At 71.6% G+C, this 18,186-nt stretch carries 14 protein-coding genes and 1 pseudogene; 10 read left to right on the top strand and 5 right to left on the bottom strand.

What is annotated here, in order from left to right:
- Positions 1-29: 29 nt before the first annotated feature.
- The 7 genes from EKG83_RS31870 to EKG83_RS31840 all read left to right on the top strand — a co-directional run bounded on the left by EKG83_RS31870 (position 30) and on the right by EKG83_RS31840 (position 8,152).
- On the top strand, positions 30-1,010 hold the full coding sequence (locus EKG83_RS31870) for an NAD(P)-binding domain-containing protein (RefSeq protein ID WP_033429234.1): 981 nt from the start codon (positions 30-32) through the stop codon (positions 1,008-1,010).
- A gap of 48 nt (positions 1,011-1,058) precedes the next feature.
- On the top strand, positions 1,059-2,480 hold the full coding sequence (locus tag EKG83_RS31865) for an aminotransferase (RefSeq protein WP_211269023.1): 1,422 nt from the start codon (positions 1,059-1,061) through the stop codon (positions 2,478-2,480).
- Positions 2,481-2,580: 100 nt separating this feature from the next.
- On the top strand, positions 2,581-4,005 hold the full coding sequence (locus tag EKG83_RS31860; protein WP_051764980.1) for a type III PLP-dependent enzyme domain-containing protein: 1,425 nt from the start codon (positions 2,581-2,583) through the stop codon (positions 4,003-4,005).
- Between the two features lie 38 nt (positions 4,006-4,043).
- Positions 4,044-4,961, top strand: a complete 918-nt coding sequence (locus tag EKG83_RS31855) for an SAM-dependent methyltransferase (RefSeq protein ID WP_033429235.1) — start codon at positions 4,044-4,046, stop codon at positions 4,959-4,961.
- Positions 4,962-5,019: 58 nt separating this feature from the next.
- A complete protein-coding gene (locus EKG83_RS31850) occupies positions 5,020-6,060 on the top strand; it encodes a TauD/TfdA family dioxygenase (protein ID WP_084716156.1) in 1,041 nt (346 codons plus the stop codon).
- A 97-nt stretch (positions 6,061-6,157) separates the two neighbouring features.
- A complete protein-coding gene (locus tag EKG83_RS31845; RefSeq protein WP_033429236.1) occupies positions 6,158-7,321 on the top strand; it encodes a phosphoserine transaminase in 1,164 nt (387 codons plus the stop codon).
- Between the two features lie 54 nt (positions 7,322-7,375).
- On the top strand, positions 7,376-8,152 hold the full coding sequence (locus tag EKG83_RS31840; RefSeq protein WP_033429237.1) for an inositol monophosphatase family protein: 777 nt from the start codon (positions 7,376-7,378) through the stop codon (positions 8,150-8,152).
- A gap of 44 nt (positions 8,153-8,196) precedes the next feature.
- On the opposite strand, the gene EKG83_RS31835 is transcribed toward EKG83_RS31840, so the two are convergent.
- Entirely contained in the window at positions 8,197-8,655 is a 459-nt protein-coding gene (locus EKG83_RS31835; RefSeq protein WP_033429238.1) for an Lrp/AsnC family transcriptional regulator, read from the bottom strand.
- 312 nt (positions 8,656-8,967) lie between these two features.
- Positions 8,968-10,407: an aminobutyraldehyde dehydrogenase gene (locus EKG83_RS31830; RefSeq protein ID WP_033429240.1), complete on the bottom strand. Its 1,440-nt coding sequence runs from the start codon at positions 10,405-10,407 to the stop codon at positions 8,968-8,970.
- A gap of 762 nt (positions 10,408-11,169) precedes the next feature.
- On the opposite strand from EKG83_RS31830, the gene EKG83_RS31825 reads away from it, so the two are divergent.
- Together EKG83_RS31825 and EKG83_RS31820 are read left to right on the top strand one after the other, a co-directional pair.
- On the top strand, positions 11,170-12,333 hold the full coding sequence (locus EKG83_RS31825; protein WP_153278580.1) for an ATP-grasp domain-containing protein: 1,164 nt from the start codon (positions 11,170-11,172) through the stop codon (positions 12,331-12,333).
- Positions 12,330-13,592 (top strand): MFS transporter, encoded by a 1,263-nt coding sequence (locus EKG83_RS31820; protein ID WP_051764982.1) that lies wholly within the window; start codon positions 12,330-12,332, stop codon positions 13,590-13,592. The genes EKG83_RS31825 and EKG83_RS31820 overlap by 4 nt, the downstream gene beginning before the upstream one ends.
- Positions 13,593-14,027: 435 nt before the next feature.
- Here EKG83_RS31820 and EKG83_RS48520 read toward each other — a convergent pair.
- Both EKG83_RS48520 and argS (EKG83_RS31810) read right to left on the bottom strand, forming a co-directional pair.
- A pseudogene (locus EKG83_RS48520) lies at positions 14,028-14,267 on the bottom strand (transposase); the annotation flags it as partial.
- 208 nt (positions 14,268-14,475) lie between these two features.
- Positions 14,476-16,254 carry an arginine--tRNA ligase gene (argS, locus tag EKG83_RS31810; RefSeq protein ID WP_228122294.1) on the bottom strand — a complete coding sequence of 593 codons (1,779 nt, stop codon included), beginning with the start codon at positions 16,252-16,254 and terminating at the stop codon, positions 14,476-14,478.
- Between the two features lie 222 nt (positions 16,255-16,476).
- On the opposite strand from argS (EKG83_RS31810), the gene argS (EKG83_RS31805) reads away from it, so the two are divergent.
- Positions 16,477-17,073 carry an arginine--tRNA ligase domain-containing protein gene (gene argS, locus EKG83_RS31805; RefSeq protein ID WP_428829917.1) on the top strand — a complete coding sequence of 199 codons (597 nt, stop codon included), beginning with the start codon at positions 16,477-16,479 and terminating at the stop codon, positions 17,071-17,073.
- 42 nt (positions 17,074-17,115) lie between these two features.
- On the opposite strand, the gene EKG83_RS31800 is transcribed toward argS (EKG83_RS31805), so the two are convergent.
- A complete protein-coding gene (locus EKG83_RS31800; protein ID WP_033429243.1) occupies positions 17,116-18,141 on the bottom strand; it encodes a medium chain dehydrogenase/reductase family protein in 1,026 nt (341 codons plus the stop codon).
- Positions 18,142-18,186 lie beyond the last annotated feature (45 nt).

Raw genomic sequence — 18,186 nt, 5'->3', positions numbered from 1 at the left:
GTGCGACACCACGCCCCGGGAGGCGATGCATGTACTTCGAATCCGACGCGAGTCTCCAGCACGTCGAAGGCCGGACGGTAGCCGTCATCGGCTACGGCATCCAGGGAAAGGCGTTCGCGGCGAACCTGCGCGACAGCGGCGTCGCGGTCATCGTGGGGAACCGGGACGACGAGTACCGGGAGACCGCGGTCGCCGACGGCTTCGACACCCGGTCGATCGGCGAGGCCGCCGCGGCCGGTTCGGTCGTCATCCTGCTGATCCCGGACGACGCGCACCCGGAGGTCTTCGAGTCGCACATCGCACCCAACCTCGACGACGGCGACCTGTTCGTGCTGGCACACGGCTTCTCGATCCGGTACGGCCGGATCACGCCACCGCCCACCGCGGACGTCGTGCTGCTGGCGCCGAAGATGTTCGGCAAGCCGATCCGGCAGCACTACACCGAGGGCTCCGGCGTCCTGGCCTTCGTCGACGTCATCCAGGACGCGTCGGGGCACGCGCTGGACCGGACGCTGGCGATCGCCAAGGCGATGGGCTTCACCCGCTACGGCGTCATGCCGGTGTCGCACGCGACCGAGACGGAGCTGGACCTGTTCCAGGAGCAGTTCCTCACGCCGCTGCTGCTCGATGCGTTCCGGATGGCGTTCGAGGTCTTGGTGGAGGCCGGTTACGAGCGCATACCGGTACTGCTGGACATGCACGCCTCCGGCGAGATGGCGGAGATGATGGTCGAGGCGGCCTCCACCGGCCTGTACGAGGTGATCGAGCAGCAGGGTTCCCCGACGTGCCGGTTCGGCGTCCAGCGCTACCTCGGCAAGCTGCTCGGCGAGGACGTCAGGGCCCGGGGCCGGGAGATCCTGGAGGAGATCCGCAACGGCGGGTTCGTCGCCGCACTGGGGAAAGAGGCGGCGGCGGGCTACCCGTCCCTCGCGGACTACACCGCGATGTACCGGGCGAGCGAGGTCACCAGGACGCACGACGGACTGCGGGCCGCGCTCGGCACGGCGTAGCCGGGACCCGGGTCGGCGAACGGCACACGGCAGGAAGGGCTGGAAACGTTGCGGCAGGACATCCAGGACAGCACCGACGCCGGACGCGGCTCGGTGGCACCCGACGATCCGGTGGCGCAGGACACCCGCCACGTGCTGCACCCGTGGGCGGACCTCACCGTCCTCGGCAAGCAGGAATCGCTGATCATCTCCGAGGCGAACGGCGTCGAGGTCTCCGACAGCCGGGGCAAGAAGTACCTGGACGCCATCGGCGGCATGTGGTGCGTCACCGTGGGCTACGGCAACGAGGAGCTGACCCGCGCCATCGCGGCCCAGGCGCTGAAGATGGCGTACTTCACGCCGTTCGGGGACGTCTCCAGCGAACCCGCGGCCAAGCTGGCGGCCATGCTGGCGGAGCTGTCACCGGGCGACCTGAACCGGGTGCAGTTCACCACCTGCGGCTCGACCGCCGTGGAGTCCGCAGTCCGCATCGCGCACTACTACTACGCGTCCCAGGGACGTCCGGAGAAGCACCACGTGCTGGCGCGCGTGAACTCCTACCACGGCAGCACGTTTCTCGCGGCCTCGCTGTCCGGCAAGGCGGTCGACCGCACCACGTTCCACTACGAGAGCGACTGGGTGCACCACCTGGAGAACCCGGTTCACGACCCGGACAACGCGCAGGTGTCGGCACAGGAGCGGGTCGACGCCCTCACGGCGGGCATGGAGGCGGCCATCGCCCGGATCGGGGCCGGGAACATCGCCTGCTACGTGGCCGAGCCGGTGCTCGCGTCGGGCGGTGTCCTCGTCCCGCCGCCCGGGTACCACGAAGCCGCCCTGGAGGTCTGCCGGAGGCACGACATCCTCTACATCTCCGACGAGGTGGTCACCGGTTTCGGGCGGCTGGGCCACTTCTTCGCCTCGGAGGCGAAGTTCGGGATCGTGCCGGACATGATCGTCACCGCGAAGGGACTCACGTCGGGCTACCAGCCGTTGGGCGCGGTCCTGGTGTCCGACCGCGTCGCCAACGCCATCGCCGAGGCCGCGAACCCGGAGAAGCCGGTGTTCTCCAACGGCTTCACCTACTCGGGCCACCCCGTCGCGTGCGCGGCGGCCATCGCCAACATCGAGATCATGCGGCGCGAGGACATCTGCGGCCACGTCCGCGAGGTGGGCCCGTACTTCATCCGGCGCCTGCGCGAGCTGCGGTCCTCGCCGATCGTGGCCGCCGTGCGCGGGGATCACCTGATGGCCTGCGTCGAGTGCCACGTGCCGGGCGAGGTCGGCCCGACGGCGCGCAACCAGGCGATGGCGCGCCGCGTCGACGCCTACTGCGAGGAGGCGGGTCTGCTGGTGCGGCCCTACGAGAACCTGTGCATCATGTCGCCCCCGCTCGTCGTCACCAAGGGCGGGATCGACCGGATCGTCGACATCATGGCCGAGTCCCTCGCGCGTGCGGAGCGCGACCTGGGCGCCGGCGCGCCGGAGTAGCACGGCGCCACACCTCACGGCGGCGCCGCCGGCGCCGTAGCGACCACCAGGGGGCAGCAGCAAGGACGACACCGACTCGGAACAACCTGGAGGTGACGGCATGGAAACATCCCCGGCCATCATTGACTGCCACGGGCTGACGATGGCGCTGGCCGTTTTGCGCATCAAGCAGGCCGCCTCGACGGCCGAGCACGCCGACGGGCCGCTGCGCGTGGCCCTCGGCGCGGAGTGCGACTGGGACCTCCTGGCCGGCGCGCTCGGCGAGGTGGCGAACCGGCTCCAGCAGGTGACCCCGGAACCGGTGGCGCCGAGCCCGGCGGAGGCGGCCACGCCGTGGTGGGAGCGGCCGGACCTCGCCTATCAGGACGGCCGCCTGCACATCGGCCCGGTCGACGTCGACGAGTTGGCGACCAGGGTGGGCACGCCGGCGTACGTGTGCCGGGCGCCGCGGGTCAGGGAGAACGTCGAACGCCTGGCCGTGGCCATGTCCTCGGCCGGTATCGATCACCGGGTGCACTACGCGGTCAAGGCCAACCGGTTGCCCGCGCTGCTGACCTACCTGCGCACCCTCGACCTGTGTGGCGTGGACGTCTGCTCCCCGGGCGAACTGATGCACGTGCTCGGCTGCGGGTTCTCCGCCGGGGACATCTCGTTCACCGGCACCTCGTTGTCCCGAGCGGACCTCGACGTCCTGTCCCGGTTCGAGGACGTCAAGGTCAACCTCGACTCGGTGTCCTCCTTGGACGCCCTGGGGCGGCTGAACCCCGGGCGCGAGGTCGGGTTGCGGATCAACCCCGGCGTCGGCGTGGGCTACCAGGGCAACGACCGGCTCAACTACAGCGGGGCGCCGACCACGAAGTTCGGCATCTACCGCGAGCACGTGGACGAGGCGAAGGCCGTGGCCGCGAAGTGGGGCCTGCGGATCGTCCGGCTGCACCTGCACGTCGGCTGCGGCTACCTGGACGCGCAGCTGGACGAGCTGGAACGGGCACTCGACGCCGCCAACGCGTTCACCGCGGAGTTCCCCGAGCTGGGGGAGATCAACCTCGGCGGAGGGCTGGGGCTACCGCACGGCCCGGCCGACGAGCCGCTGGACCTCCGGCGGTGGGCGGGGGCGATCGCGCGCCGGTTCGCCGGCCGGGGCCTGGTGGTCAGCGTCGAGCCGGGCGACTACCTGGTCAAGGACGCCGGTCTGCTGCTCACCACGGTCAGCTACGTCGAGCGGCGGCGCGACGTGCTGTTCGCAGGTCTCGACGCGGGGTTCAACCTGGCGGTGGAGCCCGCGTTCTACGGCCTGCCCTGCGAACCCGTCGCGGTCGTGCCCCGCTGGACCGAAGGCGTGGAGACCTACACCGTCGTGGGCAACGTGAACGAGGCCCTGGACCGGTGGGCGGTGGACCACACCATGCCCCGCCTGCGGGAGGGCGACCACGTCGCCTTGATCAATTCCGGTGGCTACGCCGCCTCGATGCGTTCCGACCACTGCCTGCGGGGCCAGGCGAACGAAGTCCTCTTAATCGACTGACGCCGGCCGCAGGCTGCGCGAGCTTGGGGGTTGAAGAGATGCGCTCGGAGAGCACGCTGCCGCAGTTGAGCCACACCCTGGACGGCGCGGTCAGTGCCATCCCCAGTTTTGTGTTCGACCCGACCGATCCCTGGACCACCACGTTCCAGGCCGGTCTCGAACGCGCCGGGCTGAACGGCAGGCGCGTCTACGAAGTCGGCATCGGCACCGGCACGAACGTGGCGTTCATGCTGCGGAGGTGTTCGGCATCCCTGGTCCTGGGCAGCGATTTGGACCCGCGGCTGCCGGCGCTGGCCCAGCGGTTCGTCGGGGAGGCGGAGCCCGACCTGCTCGACCGGTTCCGCCCGATCGACGGCTCGGTGAACCTGATCGACACGCCGGTGGCGCGGGCGGAGGTGGCACTGGCCGACGTCGTCGTCGGCTGCCTGCCCCAGGTGCCCGACCCGGAGGACGCGATGTACGCCCGGTTCCACACGGCGCAGCTGAAGATCGTGGTCCGGCCGGGGCAGCGCACCGACGACCACATCGCGCACTACTACCCGTGGACGGCGTTCAACGAGTACCCGTTCAACACCGTGGGCCTGGGACTGATCGAGGCGCTGTTGCGGAGCACCAAGGCGTACGCGCCCAAGGCGGAGGTGGTGCTGATGTTCGCCTGCCGGGTCGGCAAGGAAGCGCTGCTGCGGCTGTTCCGGGCCAACGGCTACCGACCGGAGCAGTTGGCGTCCCGCATCATCCGCCAGAACGCGCGCACCGACATCTCGTTCTTCGTGGCGCTGGAGGCCGCGATGCGCGGCACGGGCTTCGAACGCGACTTCGTGTGCGAGTTCTACGCCGACCCGGACGGCGAGGTGCCGATCTCGGCCACCACCGCACGGGACCTGTCCGCCCAGGACCCGACCGTGCCGGTCTACCACGAGGTCTGCGTGCTGCGGGGCCACCCCGAACAGCAGTAGGCGCGATGTCGGTACCGCGACGCGCGTTTGAGGATCGGACGAGCCATGGGGGCACAAGGTGAACACGAGTCCAGGTGCGGGCGGGTCGGCCTTCCGCCGGATCGAGCACGGCCCGCACTTCGAGGTCCCGGTCCGGCACCGCGAGTTCCTGGCCGGTTCGGAGCACGAGAACTTCCCGGACAGCGTCCCGGACATCGGCGACATGATCCCGGTGCTCGGCGCGGACGGCTCGGTTTCACCCGCCGCCGTCCGGGCGGCCGTCGACGAGGCGCTGCCCCGGTACGGCGGGGTCCTGCTGCGGGGCCTGCCGCTGACCGCCAAGGCCGGGTTCGAGCACCTCGTGGCGAACCTGGGGTATGACCGCACCGGGTACGAGGGCGGCATCGCGGTCCGCGCGAACGACGCGGGCGTGGCGCTCAACGCCAGCCAGGAGGACCACCGCATCACGTTGTCGCCGCACAACGAGATGGCGTACCTGCCGAACTACCCGCGCCGGATCCTGTTCTTCTGCGAGAGCGCGGCGACCAGCGGCGGCGAGGTGCCCGTCAACGACATCCGCGAGACCGGCGCGATCATCCCGGAGGACGTCAAGCGCACCTTCCGGGACAAGGGCATCCGGTACCACCGCAACCTCGCCCGGGAGAACTCCAACGGCGAGATGGGGTGGGTCGCCACGTTCCGGACCGAGGACAAGGGCGCGATCGAGGAGCACCTCACCGCGTCGGGCTTCGACTTCGAGTGGGGCGGGGAGGACGAGCTGCGGTACCACTACAGGCGGGAGGCGTTCACCGCTCACCCCGAGACCGGGGAGGAGCTGTGGTTCAACCAGGTCACCGAACTGCACTGCTCGTACTGGCGGTCGCACCCGCACTTCCCGCCCGGCCTGCCCGACCACGAGTACCCGGCGACGACCGCGTACGGCGACGGGTCCCCGATCGACGAGGAGCTGATCTCGTTCCTGCGCGGCGCGCTGTGGCGGACCACCCGGGCGGTGCGGATGTCGCCGGGCGACGTGCTGGTGCTGGACAACCAGGTGCTCCAGCACGGGCGTTTCGCCTTCGACGGGCCGCGCAGGCACTTCGTCAGCCTCACCCGGTAGAACCGGGGCAACCGGGCAGGTGTGCCACCGCGGGGCACACCTGCCCACCACGTGAGAACCGGTCGGCGCTCCTCGCGTCCCCGGGGCGAGGAGAACCATGCGCACCGAGAAACCCACCCTCAAACCGGCACGGCCGTGGTTCTCCTCCGGGCCGTGCGCCAAGCGCCCGGGTTGGGACCCGGACGCGCTGCGGGAGGCGTTCGTCGGGCGCTCCCACCGCGACCCGGCCGGCCGGGCGAGGCTGTTCGAGGTCATCGAGCGGTCGAAGCAGGTGCTCGGCCTGCCTGCCGACTACCGCGTCGCGATCGTGCCCGGTTCCGACACCGGGGCGATCGAGATGGCCATGTGGAACCTGTTGGGGTACACCGGTGTCGAGGTGTGCTGCTGGGAGAACTTCGGGTTCACCTGGCTGCACGACATCTCCGACCAGTTGCGCCTCGACGACGTGACCGTGCACCGGGCGGAGCGGTACGGCGCGTTCCCCGACGTGAGCCGGGTGGACTTCGACCGCGACGTGGTCTTCACCTGGAACGGCACGACGTCCGGGGTCCGCGTGCCCGGAGCCGGGTGGATACCGGACGACCGCCGGGGGTTGACGATCTGCGATGCCACCTCGGCCGTGCTGGGCATGGAGATCGACTACCGCAAGCTCGACGTCATCACGTGGTCGTGGCAGAAGGCGTTGGGCGGTGAGGGCGCGCACGGCATGATCGCGCTGTCCCCGGCGGCCGTCGAGCGCCTGGCGGCGTTCCGACCCGACCGGCCCCTGCCGAAGGTCTTCCGCCTCGTCCGCGACGGACGGCTGATCGACGAGCTGTTCGAGGGCTTCACCATCAACTCGCCGTCGATGCTCGCCGTCGAGGACGCGCTCGACGCGTTGCGCTGGTGTGCCGACATCGGCGGTGGCGCCGAGCTGGTCGCGCGCACGCACCGGAACTTCACCGCCGTCGAGCAGTGGGTCCGAGCCCACCCGCACCTGGAGTTCCTGGCCGAGCGCAAGGAGACGATATCGCCGACCAGCATCTGCCTGAAGTTCGACGACGGCCTGCTGGACGGCATCCGCGCACCGCGGTGGGAGTTCGTGAAGAGCTTGTGCCGCAAGGTCGAGGACAACGGCGCAGGTTACGATCTGAGCGCACACCGGGAGGCCCCGCCGGGGCTCCGGATCTGGGGCGGCCCCACGGTCGACACCGCCGACATCGAGAAGTTGTTGCCGTGGATCGACTGGGCGTTGTCCGAGACGCTGACCGAGTTCACCTGACCCGGTCGGTGGCCGACCGGGTCACGGGTGCACCACCTGGGGGGATGGATCACCATGGCCGACACTTCCACCGCCGAGCTCATCCGCTTCGCCGAACGCCTGGCCGACGAGAGCAGGCACCTGCTGGGCCGCGCGGTGGCGGAGCCCGCCTCGGTCGACACCAAGGCCGACAACAGCTTCGTCACCGCGACCGACCGCGCCATCGAGACCAGGCTGCGCGAGCTGATCGCGCACCACTACCCCGACCACGGCGTGCTGGGGGAGGAGTTCGGCTCGCACGACCTCGACGCCGAGTTCGTGTGGGTGCTCGACCCGCTGGACGGCACCGCGCCGTTCATCGCCGGAATCCCGGTCTACGGCACGCTGATCGGCCTCAGCCGGCGCGGCAGGCCGTGGCTGGGCGTCCTGGACTACCCCGCGACCGGGGACCGCTGGGTGGGGGAGAGCGGCGTGTTCGCCACGCGCAACGACGTCCCGGTGCGGACCCGGCCCTGCGCCGACCTCGCCACCGCGCTGGCCACGTGCTCGAACCCGGACTTCTTCCAACCGCAGGAGCACGCCGCGTTCGCGACGGTCCGCGACGCCGTCCGGTACACCTTGTACGGGGCCAGTTCGTACGCCTACGGGATGCTCGCCGCCGGTCGCACGGACCTGGCGGTGGACAGCGGCCTGAAGGTCTACGACGTCTTCGCCCCGGCCGCCGTCATCAGCGGCGCGGGCGGCATCGTCACCGAGTGGTCGGGCGCGGAACTGCACCTCGGCTCGCGGTCCCGCGTCCTCGCCGCCGGCGATCTGGTGCTGCACGGGGAGGTCGTCGACCTGCTGAACTAGACCGCGTGCACTCCGCGCACGCCCCGTGCCGCGGCGCACGGGGCCTACGCGGGGGCGGACAGGGGGCGGCTGTCGACCACGTCCTTCATCACCAGCGTGGACGTCAGCCGTTGGATGCCGGGCAACGCCGCCAGGTGGTCGTCCTCCAGGCGCTGGTAGGCGGCGAGGTCGGCGGTGACGACGCGCAGCAGGTAGTCGGGGTCGCCGAACAGCCGCTGCGCCTGGACGACCTCCGGGATGCAGGCGACCGCCGCCTCGAAGCCGAGCAGGGTGTTGCGGTCCTCCTGCCGCATGGTCACGAACACCAGCGCCTGGAAGGTCAACCCGAGGGCCGCGGCGTCCACCACCGCCCGGTAGCCGCGGATCGTCCGGACGCGTTCCAGTTCGCGCAAGCGACGGTGGCACGGCGAGACGCTCAGCCCGACCCGGGAAGCCAGCTCCGTGACGGTCAACCGACCGTCGTCCTGGAGCGCGGCAAGGATCTTCCGGTCGATGGCGTCCATGTGGCAGATCCTTCTATTGAAGGGCGATGCCGCGATAATACACCATCCCTCCGGGCCCAGACGGGCAGTGTCGTGCTCCACCAACCGACCCGACCGGCCCGCGCTGCGGGCGGTGGCCGGGTCGGTCCGCGTGGTGGTTGGTGGTCCGCGTGGCGGGGCGGCGGTCGGTGCGGTCCGCGTGGCGGGGTGGTGGTCGGTGCGGTCCGCGTGGCGGCGTGGTGGTTGGTGCGGTCCGCGTGGCGGGGTGGTGGTCGGTGCGGTCCGCGGCGGGCTGCCCCCCGGTCGGTGCGCCCGGCGGTCGGACGCCCGCCGCTAGCTGCCGGGGAGGCCCTCGACCGCGCTCATCACGTGCTTGATCCGGGTGTAGTCCTCGAACCCGTACAGCGACAGGTCCTTGCCGTATCCGGAGTGCTTGAACCCGCCGTGTGGCATCTCGGCGACGAACGGGATGTGCGTGTTGACCCAGACGCAGCCGAAGTCCAGCCGCGCGGTCATCCGCATCGCCCGGCTGTGGTCCCTGGTCCAGACCGACGACGCCAGGCCGTACCGGACTGCGTTGGAGCACCGCACGGCCTCGTCCTCGCCGCTGAAGGACTGCACCGTGATCACCGGCCCGAATATCTCGTTCTGGCTGACCTCGTCGTCGTGGCGCACCCCGGACACGACCGTCGGCGCGTAGAAGTAACCCCGTTCGCCGACCCGCGACCCGCCGTGGTGCACGGTGGCGTGGTCGGGCAGCCGGTCGACTGTCGCCGACACGCGGTCGAGCTGTGCGGCGTTGTTCAGCGGCCCGTAGACCACGCCCGGCTCGTCGGGCGCGCCCGTCCGCGTGGCGCGCGCCTGTCCGGTCAGCGCGGCGACCAGTTCGTCGTGCACCTCGGTGGCGACGAGGACGCGGCTCGCCGCCGTGCAGTCCTGGCCGGCGTTGTAGTAGGCGGCGGCCGCGATGCCCTCGGCCGCGGCGGCGATGTCGGCGTCCGCGAAGACCACCACCGGCGCCTTGCCGCCCAGCTCCAAGTGGGCCCGCGCGAGGTTCGCCGCCGCCGCCTCGGCGACCGCCATGCCCGCCTGGACGGACCCGGTGATGGCCACCATGTCCGGCCTCGGGTGCGACACCAGCGCACGTCCGGTGTCCCGGTCGCCGCACACCACGTTGAACACCCCCGGCGGCAGGAACTCCGCGCAAATCCCGGCGAGCAGGGTGGTCGTGGCGGGCGTCGTCTCGGACGGCTTGAGCACCACCGTGTTGCCCCCCGCCAACGCGGGGGCGATCTTCCACACGGCCATCATCAACGGGTAGTTCCAGGGCGTCACCTGCGCGCACACGCCGACCGGCTCGCGCCGCACGTACGAGGTGTGCCCGGCCAGGTACTCGCCCGCCGAACGCCCCTCCAGCAACCGGGCTGCGCCGGCGAAGAAGCGGAGCTGGTCGACGCACGGCGGGATCTCCTCGGCGGCCGTGCGGGCACGGGGCTTGCCGGTGTCGGCGCACTCGGCGTCGACCAGCTCCGCGGCCCGCGCCTCGACCGCGTCCGCGATCCGCAGCAGGGCGAGCTGGCGCTCCGACGGCGTCGTCCAGCGCCACGACTCGAAGGCCCGCGCGGCGGCGTCCACGGCCGCGTCCACGTCGGCCCGGCCCGACAGCGGCGACGTCGCGTAGACCTCTCCGGTGGTCGGGTCCACGACGTCCAGGCGCCGCTCGTCGGCGGCCGCGCATCGCTTGCCGTCCACGAAGTTGTCGAAGGAGATCATCCTGCCCCCGGTGCACGTGGGCTCCCCGAATGCCCTGCCGGGTGCCCGCGGGACCGCGCGCACGTCCTACAAGTAGCAGGAATTGCCCCCCGTCCAACAGTCGCGTCGACAAGCCGGGTAAAATCTTCCATCAACGGGCAATCTTTCGGCAGATGATTCCACGGTCTGTCGAAACCTCGCCGTTCCGACGCGGGAGCGTCGTACGATGAGCTGATCGGCGAGTTGCTTACCCGAATGTCCGAAAGGTCCGGCGGCGGTGTGCGCGCACGTGCGCCCGCTGCGGCGTGAAGTCCGGGTGGCGGGTCGGCGCGGGTTTTCGTCGGAACCGTTTCGGTGTGCCGAAGTGCACTGCGCGTCCCCGATCGCCCGATCGGCGCGTTCGTGGCGAACGTTCCTGTTGAGGGGGCATGGCGGACACCCGTCGTGAACATCGAACGAGGGGGTACGGACATTCGGGTGAATAGAGCCCACGGTGACCGGCGAGTGCGTCACTGTGCGTTCATCGTTTGCGCGGCGCGGAATATTCGCTCACCGCGGGCTCCGCGGGCGATAGCATGACGCGGCTTCCGAATATTGGAAGTGAACAGAACTCTGGAGGGGTACGTGACTGGGACGTCCGTTCTGTTGATCGGCGCCGACCCGTATGTGTTGCGGGCGTGCGAACGGCGCAACGTCGAAGCGGTGTTGCTGTGCAATTCGGGGGCATATGACTCCGGTCGCATCCAGGTGCCACCCGGTGGCACCATGATTCGCGTCGACGACGTGACCAAATCGGAGGACTGCCTCGCGGCGCTGCACCGGGCGGGCTTCGGCGACAAGAAGTTCGACGCGGTGCAGACCACCTGGGAGTTCTCCGTGGTGACCGCGGCCGTGCTGGGCCGCGCCCTGGGCTGCCGGTCGATCGACCCGACCACGGCGCTGCTGTTCCGCGACAAGTCGTTGCAGAAGGCCAGGTTGCGGGAAGCGGGTGTCCCGGTCGCCCGCTGCGAGGTCATCGAGGACATCTACCACGTCGAGGACGTCAAGTTCGAGTTCGAGCAGGCCGTGCTCAAGCCCATCGCGGGCGGCGGCACCACCTCCACCAGCGTGGTCCGCGAGCGCAAGGACCTGGAGGCCGCGAGCCGCACCGCCCGGGAGAAGAAGGAGACCAACCGGACGTTCCTGCTGGAGGAGTACATCCCCGGCTCGGAGTGGATGGCCGAGGGTGTCGTCTTCGGCGGTGAGGTGCTGTTCTACGGCCTGGGCGCGTACACCCAGCCGTGCCTGGACGCGATCACCGGCCAGGTGCCGATCTCGCTGCGGCGCCTGGACCCGGTCCAGGAGTCGGACGCCTACCGGGCCGCCGACCCCGTGGTCCGCGACGCGATCGCCGCGCTCGGCCTCCAGGACGGCGTCTTCCACATGGAGCTGTTCCAGGAGGAGGGCACCGGTCGCATCGTGTTCAGCGAGTGCGCCGCCCGCCGCGGTGGCGCCCTCACGCAGGAGCAGGTGATGGCCAAGTTCAACGTCGACATGGGTGAAGCCGCCCTGCTCGGCGCGCTGGGCCACAAGCCGGAACTCGTGGTCAAGGTCAACCCCGACGTCGTCGGCTGCGCCGCCCTCTACGGCCCCGAGGGCACCGTGTTCGGCTACCCGACCGCGGACGAACTGGTCGCTCAGCCGAACGTGGCGTTCGCCCAGATGTACGTGCCGCCGGGCGCGAACCTCAACTCCAACTTCTCGGCGTCCGCCGACATGCTGGGCGCCCTGCTGGTCGTCACCGGGACCGTCGAGGAGTTCGAGATCCGGGTGGCCGAGCTGCGCGACTGGTTCCGCGACCGCCTCTTCGTCGCCGAGCCGGGGCTCACCAGCGGCGAACGGTGGGCGTGGCAGCGCCGCCAGTCGCCGGACCGCGAGTACCGCGACTGGCTCTACGCCGGCGAATGAGCGAGCGGACGGGCGCGGGCCGGCCCCGCGCCCTCGACCCCGAACCGCCGACCAGGGCCCGGCGCCTGCTCAACCAGCTGTTACCCCCACCGGGTCCGCAACGCGCACTGGTCGGCTCCGTCCTCGTGGTGACCGTCGGCGGCGGCATCCTCCTCGGGAGCTCCACCCTGTACCTGACCCGCATCGTCGGCATGTCCGCGGTGGAGGTGGGGCTGGCGCTGACCGTGGGGGCGGCGGCCGGGCTCGTCGCCGGACCCCTGGTCGGCCACGTAGCCGATCGCAGAGGTCCCAAACAGGTCCACATCGGCGTCATGCTCTGCGGCGCGGCGGCCACCGCGGGCTTCGTCGTGGCCCGCACCTTCTGGGCCCTGGCCCTGGTCTCACTGCTGACGGCCTTGGTGGGGGCGGCGGGCTCGGCCAGCCGCGCCCCGCTCATCAGGGCACTGGCCGGTGACCGCTCGACGTGGTTCCTGTCCTACCAACGCGCCGTCACCAACGTGGGCGTCATGGCGGGCATCCTCATCGCCACCATCGGCATCCAGCTGGACACCGGCCCGGTCTACGTGGCGTTGATCCTGAGCAGTGCGTTCACCTTCCTGCTGGCGTGCGCGATCCTGACCAGGCTGCCCCACGTCGACCCGCTGCCGGTGGAGCCGGCCCAACGCCGCTGGGTGGCCCTGACCGACCGTCCGTACCTCGCGGTAGCGCTCGTCAACGGTCTGATCTCGGTGCACCTGGCCATCCCGGCCTTCGCCCTGCCGCTGTGGATCGTGGACAGCACCACCGTCCCCCGGGCCGCCATCACCGCGGTTTTCATCCTCAACGGTGCCCTGGTGGTGGGCCTCCAGGTCCGCCTGAGCCGAGGCGTGGTCGACCCCCGGTCCGCCGGCAGGCGAATGCGCTGGGCAGGGCTGGCGCTGCTGGTGGCCTCGGCCTTGATCGGCGCCACGGCGACCCTGCCCACGTGGCCGGCGGTCGTGGTGCTCCTGGTCGCCGTGGTGAGCTACACCTTCGGCGAACTGTGGCACGCGGCGGCGTCGTTCGAACTGGCCTTCAGCCTGGCCCAACCGCACGCCCAGGGCCAGTACGCCGGCATCTTCGGACTGGGCCAAGGCGCGGCCAACGCCGCCGGTCCGGCGATCCTGGCGGCAGTGTGCCTGGAGCAGGGCCTCCCCGGTTGGCTGGTGCTGGGCGGCGTCCTGGCGGCCGTGTGCCTCCCGATGCCGGCCATCGTGCGGTGGGCGAGTCCAGGCGCCTGACCGCCCGACCGACGGGGCGTGAGCGAGCCCATCGCGGACCGCGGCGGCCGAGGGCCGTGATGACGGGACGAGGGAACTTCTGGCGGATCGGACGTCGTAGAGCGTCGCTCCGCCAGGAGTCCCGCAGTCGGCGCGCGGATCATCCGACTGCGGACGCGGCCGTTGATCCACGCTGCCGCACGGACGCGGCCGCCGTTTACCACGTGCGCTGATACCAGCGCGTCGCGCTGCGCGGTGTTCCCCGGCAGCCACCGGAACCCGGATGATGCGCTCGGGACTTGACCCCGATGCCGCTTGGTCACCGTCGTGGCCGTGCCACCCGCCACCGTCGATGCCCCGCACGCTCCGACCGCCGATCACCCCGACACTGGGCACGAGGTTTCGGCCCACCCGACGGTGGTCCCGTCGGCGCAACGCCGACGAGATCCGCTCCCACCGCCCTGCCTGTCGCCAGGTCCACCAGTAGTGGTACACCGCCTGCCACGGCGGCAGATCGTGCGGCAGCAGCCGCCAGGCGCACCCGGACCGCACCCGGTAGGACAGCGCGTTGACGATCTCCCGCCGCGAGCGCACCGGCGGACGACCACCCGGCTCCACCGCCGGAACGAGCCGGGCCAGCCGTTTCCGCTGCGCGTCGGACGGGTCGGTGGAGTACAGGGCACGAGAACCAACCACCACCTCCACGGCGCATTGTCCACCTGCCGTTCGGACGCCCGACACCTCTTCTCGGACGCCGCCAACCGGTCGTCGGCCCCCGCCTCCGCACCCGCACAGCGACGAACCAGGCCGGTGCCGAGCAGGACCGCGAGGGCGGGCTCGTCCGTGTCGGCGGTTCGCCACACCGCCGGAGTCCGCGGACCCGCTCGACCACCTGCTCGGCGGATCACATGCGGTCCGGTGCGACGATCCCCAGCAGGTCGAGTCCGTGGCCCAGGGTGCGCACCGCGAGCCGGCACAGGGCCAGCCGGTTGCCGCGGACGGGGTCTTCGGCCTTGAGGACCGGGCACGCCTCGTAGAAGGCGGTGAAGGCGCGGGCCAGGTCGTAGAGGTAGCCGCAGAGCCGGTGCGGTTCCAGGGTGGTCGCGACCTCGTCGAGGACGGTGCCGTAGGCGTCGAGCTCCAGGGCGAGGGTCCGTTCGGCGGGCTGGAGCGGCACGGTGCTGTCGACGCTGTCGACCGCGGTGTCCGGGTCGCCGGCGCGGCGCAGGATCGAGCTGATCCGGGCGTGGGCGTACTGGAGGTAGACGCCGGTGTCGCCGGTGAAGGAGACCATCCGGTCGACGTCGAAGGAGTAGTCCTTGACCCGCGAGGTCGACAGGTCGGCGTACTTGACCGCAGCGATCCCCGCCTGTTCGGCGATGCGGTCCAGTTCGGCGGGGTCGAGGTCGGGGTTCTTGTCCGCGACGACGGCGCGGGCCCGGGACACGGCGGCGTCGAGCAGATCCGTCAGGCGCACGGTGCCGCCCGCCCTGGTCTTGAACGGCCGCCCGTCCGGGCCGAGGATCGTGCCGTAGGCGACGTGCTCCGCGCCGACCCCGCCGGTGAGCCACCCGGCGCGACGGGCCGCCTCGAACACGAGCCGGAAGTGCAGCGCCTGACGCGAGTCGGTGACGTAGACCAACCGGTCCGCCTCGAGGTCGCGGATGCGGTAGCGGATGGTGGCCAGGTCGGTGGCGTCGTAGCCGTACCCGCCGTCGCGTTTGCGCACCATCAGGGTCACCGGCCTGCCCTCGGGACCGGACACCTCGCTGGAGTAGAACACCAACGCGTCCTCGCTCTCCACGACCAGGCCCGCGTCGACCAGCTCCGCGACGGTGTCGCCCAGCATCGGGTGGTAGAACGACTCCCCGACCGAGTCCTCCGGCGTGAGCAGCACGCCCAACCGGTCGTAGACCGCGCGGAAGGACCGCTCGGACTCGGCCACGATGTCCTTCCACGCCGCGACGGTCGCCGGCTCGCCGGACTGCAGTGCGACGACCCGGGAGCGGGCCCGGTCGGCGAAGGCCGGGTCGGCGTCGAACTCCGCGCGCGCCGACCGGTACAGGCCGTCCAGCGCCGAGACCGCGGACGTCCCGCCGTCCAGCTCGTCCTGGTGCCAGGCGGCGTCGGGGTGCTCGTCGAGGTACTGGATCAGCATGCCGAACTGCGTGCCGAAATCGCCCAGGTGGTTCTGGCGCACCACGTCCGCGCCGAGGAAGCCCAGCACGCGGGCGAGGCTGTCGCCGATGACCGTCGTCCGCAGGTGCCCGACGTGCATCTCCTTGGCGATGTTGGGCGCGGAGTAGTCGATCACGGTCCGACGTCCCCGCTCGGGCGTGCCCACGCCCAGCCGCGGGTCGGCCAGCCGGGCCGCCACCTGCGCCCAGAGCGCGTCCTGGGCGACGGTGAGGTTGAGGAACCCCGGCCCGGACGGCACCGCCGACGCGATCGGCCCGTCGGCTTCGCCATCGAGCGCGGCCGCGATGTCCGCCGCCAGGTCGCGGGGCCCGGCACCGACGCGCCTGGCCAGTGCCAGCGCGGCGTTGGACTGGAAATCGGCGTGCTCGGATCGTCGCACCACCGGATTCGCCCCGGCCAGGTCCTCACGGACCCGGCCGATCGCCTCCGACATCGCCGTGGCGATCCCTTCCAGCAGCGACGGAACCTCGTGGTGGTCGTTCACCCGGCACGTCCTCCTTCATCGAAATGCGCTTGCCGCAGCGTTTGCCCGTCTCGAACCCCGGCCGCCGTGCGAGTCGCCACCGCGCACATCGCAGGCACAATGCAGCCGCGGCCGCCCGGAACGGTCATGTCGGTTTCCTTCATCCCCGACAACCGGGCACGGCAGACCGCTTACGGATGGATCATCCCGGCCTCTGATGCCGGCAGCCAGTGAATAACGCTGTTGAGAGTTCCCTCGGAACCGGGCCCAACGAGGGGCGCCGCAACACGACCCGCCGGCCGGCCCACGGCGCCCCTTCGGGCATCGATCGTTCGGGCGTCACCGGAACCGCACTTCCGGATGGTCTTCGCCACCGCGACCGCCGCCGGGTGGCTGGGGGAGGGGCGCCGCGCCGAGCACGTCGGGTTCGGCTCGGTGCTCGGCGAGGACGGCAAGCTGCTGCGCACCCGCGCGGGCGCGTCGGTGAAGCCGGTCGAGCTGCTGCGGGAGGCGGTGGCGCGGGCGGTCGGCACCGGCGCGGTGAAGTACGCCGACCTGTCGAGCGACCGCGAGAAGGACTACGTGTTCGCGTGGGACCGGATGCCGGCGGTGGAGGGCAACACCTCGGTGTACCTCCAGTACGCCAACGCCCGCGCGCGGTCGGTGCTCGGGCGGGCCGGGCGCGAGGTCGGCCCCGGCACCCCGGTGGTGCTCGCCGAGGCCGCCGAGCGGGCGCTGGCGCTCAGGCTCCTGGGCCTGTCGGCGCCGGCGCGGCTCACGTCGCGGGTCCTGGCGCTGGGGCCGGAGCTGCTGGGGATCGAGGCGCCCGACCGCCTGTGAGGCCGACCGCGGGGCGGCCCGCCGCGCCCGGCCCGGGGGCGCTCAAGGCACCAGCACGACCTTGCCCGCCACCGTGCCGGACTCGGCCAGCTCCACCGCCCGGGCCACCTCCGCCAACGGCACCCGCGCGGCCACCTGCGGGCGCAGCCGCCCCTCGGCCAGCAGCGCCAGCACCGCGCCGAGGTCGTCCGCCAGCCGCGCGCGGAACCGGGCGGCCCGGCGCCTGCCCGCCCAGATGTTGAAGAACTTCGCCGTGCGGCCGTTGGGCAGCAGGTCCCACCACAGCAGGCGGGCGAACAGCCTCAGCACCGGCAGCCGCGAGTTGCCGCCCTCGTCCCGCGTTGACGCGGTGCCGTAGGCGACCAGCGCGCCGCGCGGGGCCAGCAGGCGCCAGGAGTCGACGATGCCGGGGCCGCCGACGTGGTCGAACACCGCGTCCACGCCGCCGGGTGCCAGGGCGCGCACCTTCGCGGGCAGGTCGGGGTCGCGGTAGTCGACCGGGGTGGCGCCCAGCGCGCGCACGGCGTCGTGGTGGCGCGGCGAGGCGGTGCCGATGACGCGCGCCCCGGCCAGGCGGGCGAGCTGCACCAGGGTGGAGCCGACGCCGCCGTTCGCGCCGTGCACCAGCACGGTGTGCCCCTCGGTCACCCGGGCGACGCGGTGCAGCATCTGCCACGCGGTGATGCCGTTGACCACGAACGTCTCCGCCTCGGCCGGGTCGACGCCGGCGGGCACCGGCACCAGGTCGGCCGCCGCGACCAGGGCGTGGCTGGCCCAGCCGCCGGTCTTGGTCAGGGCGGCGAAGCGACCGCCGACCAGGGCCGGGTCGACGCCCGGGCCCACCTCGGCCACCGTGCCGACCAGGTCGTAGCCCGGCACGAACGGGAACGGCGGCTGGTCGTAGTACTTGGCCCGGCGCATCTGCTGCTCGGCGAACGACACGCCCGTCGCCTCGACCCGCACCAGGGCCTGGCCTCGACCGGGGGTGGGGCGCGGCCCGCGGCGCAGCACCAGCCCGTCCGGCTCGACCACACCGGGCAGCACGACCTCCAGCACCGACGTCTCCATGACTTCCTCCAACTGTGATTGGTCAATCACTCACTCTCTGGGGTG

The sequence above is a fragment of the Saccharothrix syringae genome, assembly GCF_009498035.1.
Lineage (GTDB): Bacteria > Actinomycetota > Actinomycetes > Mycobacteriales > Pseudonocardiaceae > Actinosynnema > Actinosynnema syringae.
Note: the sequence above shows the minus strand (reverse complement) of the source record. Positions and strands in the feature narration are given on the sequence as shown.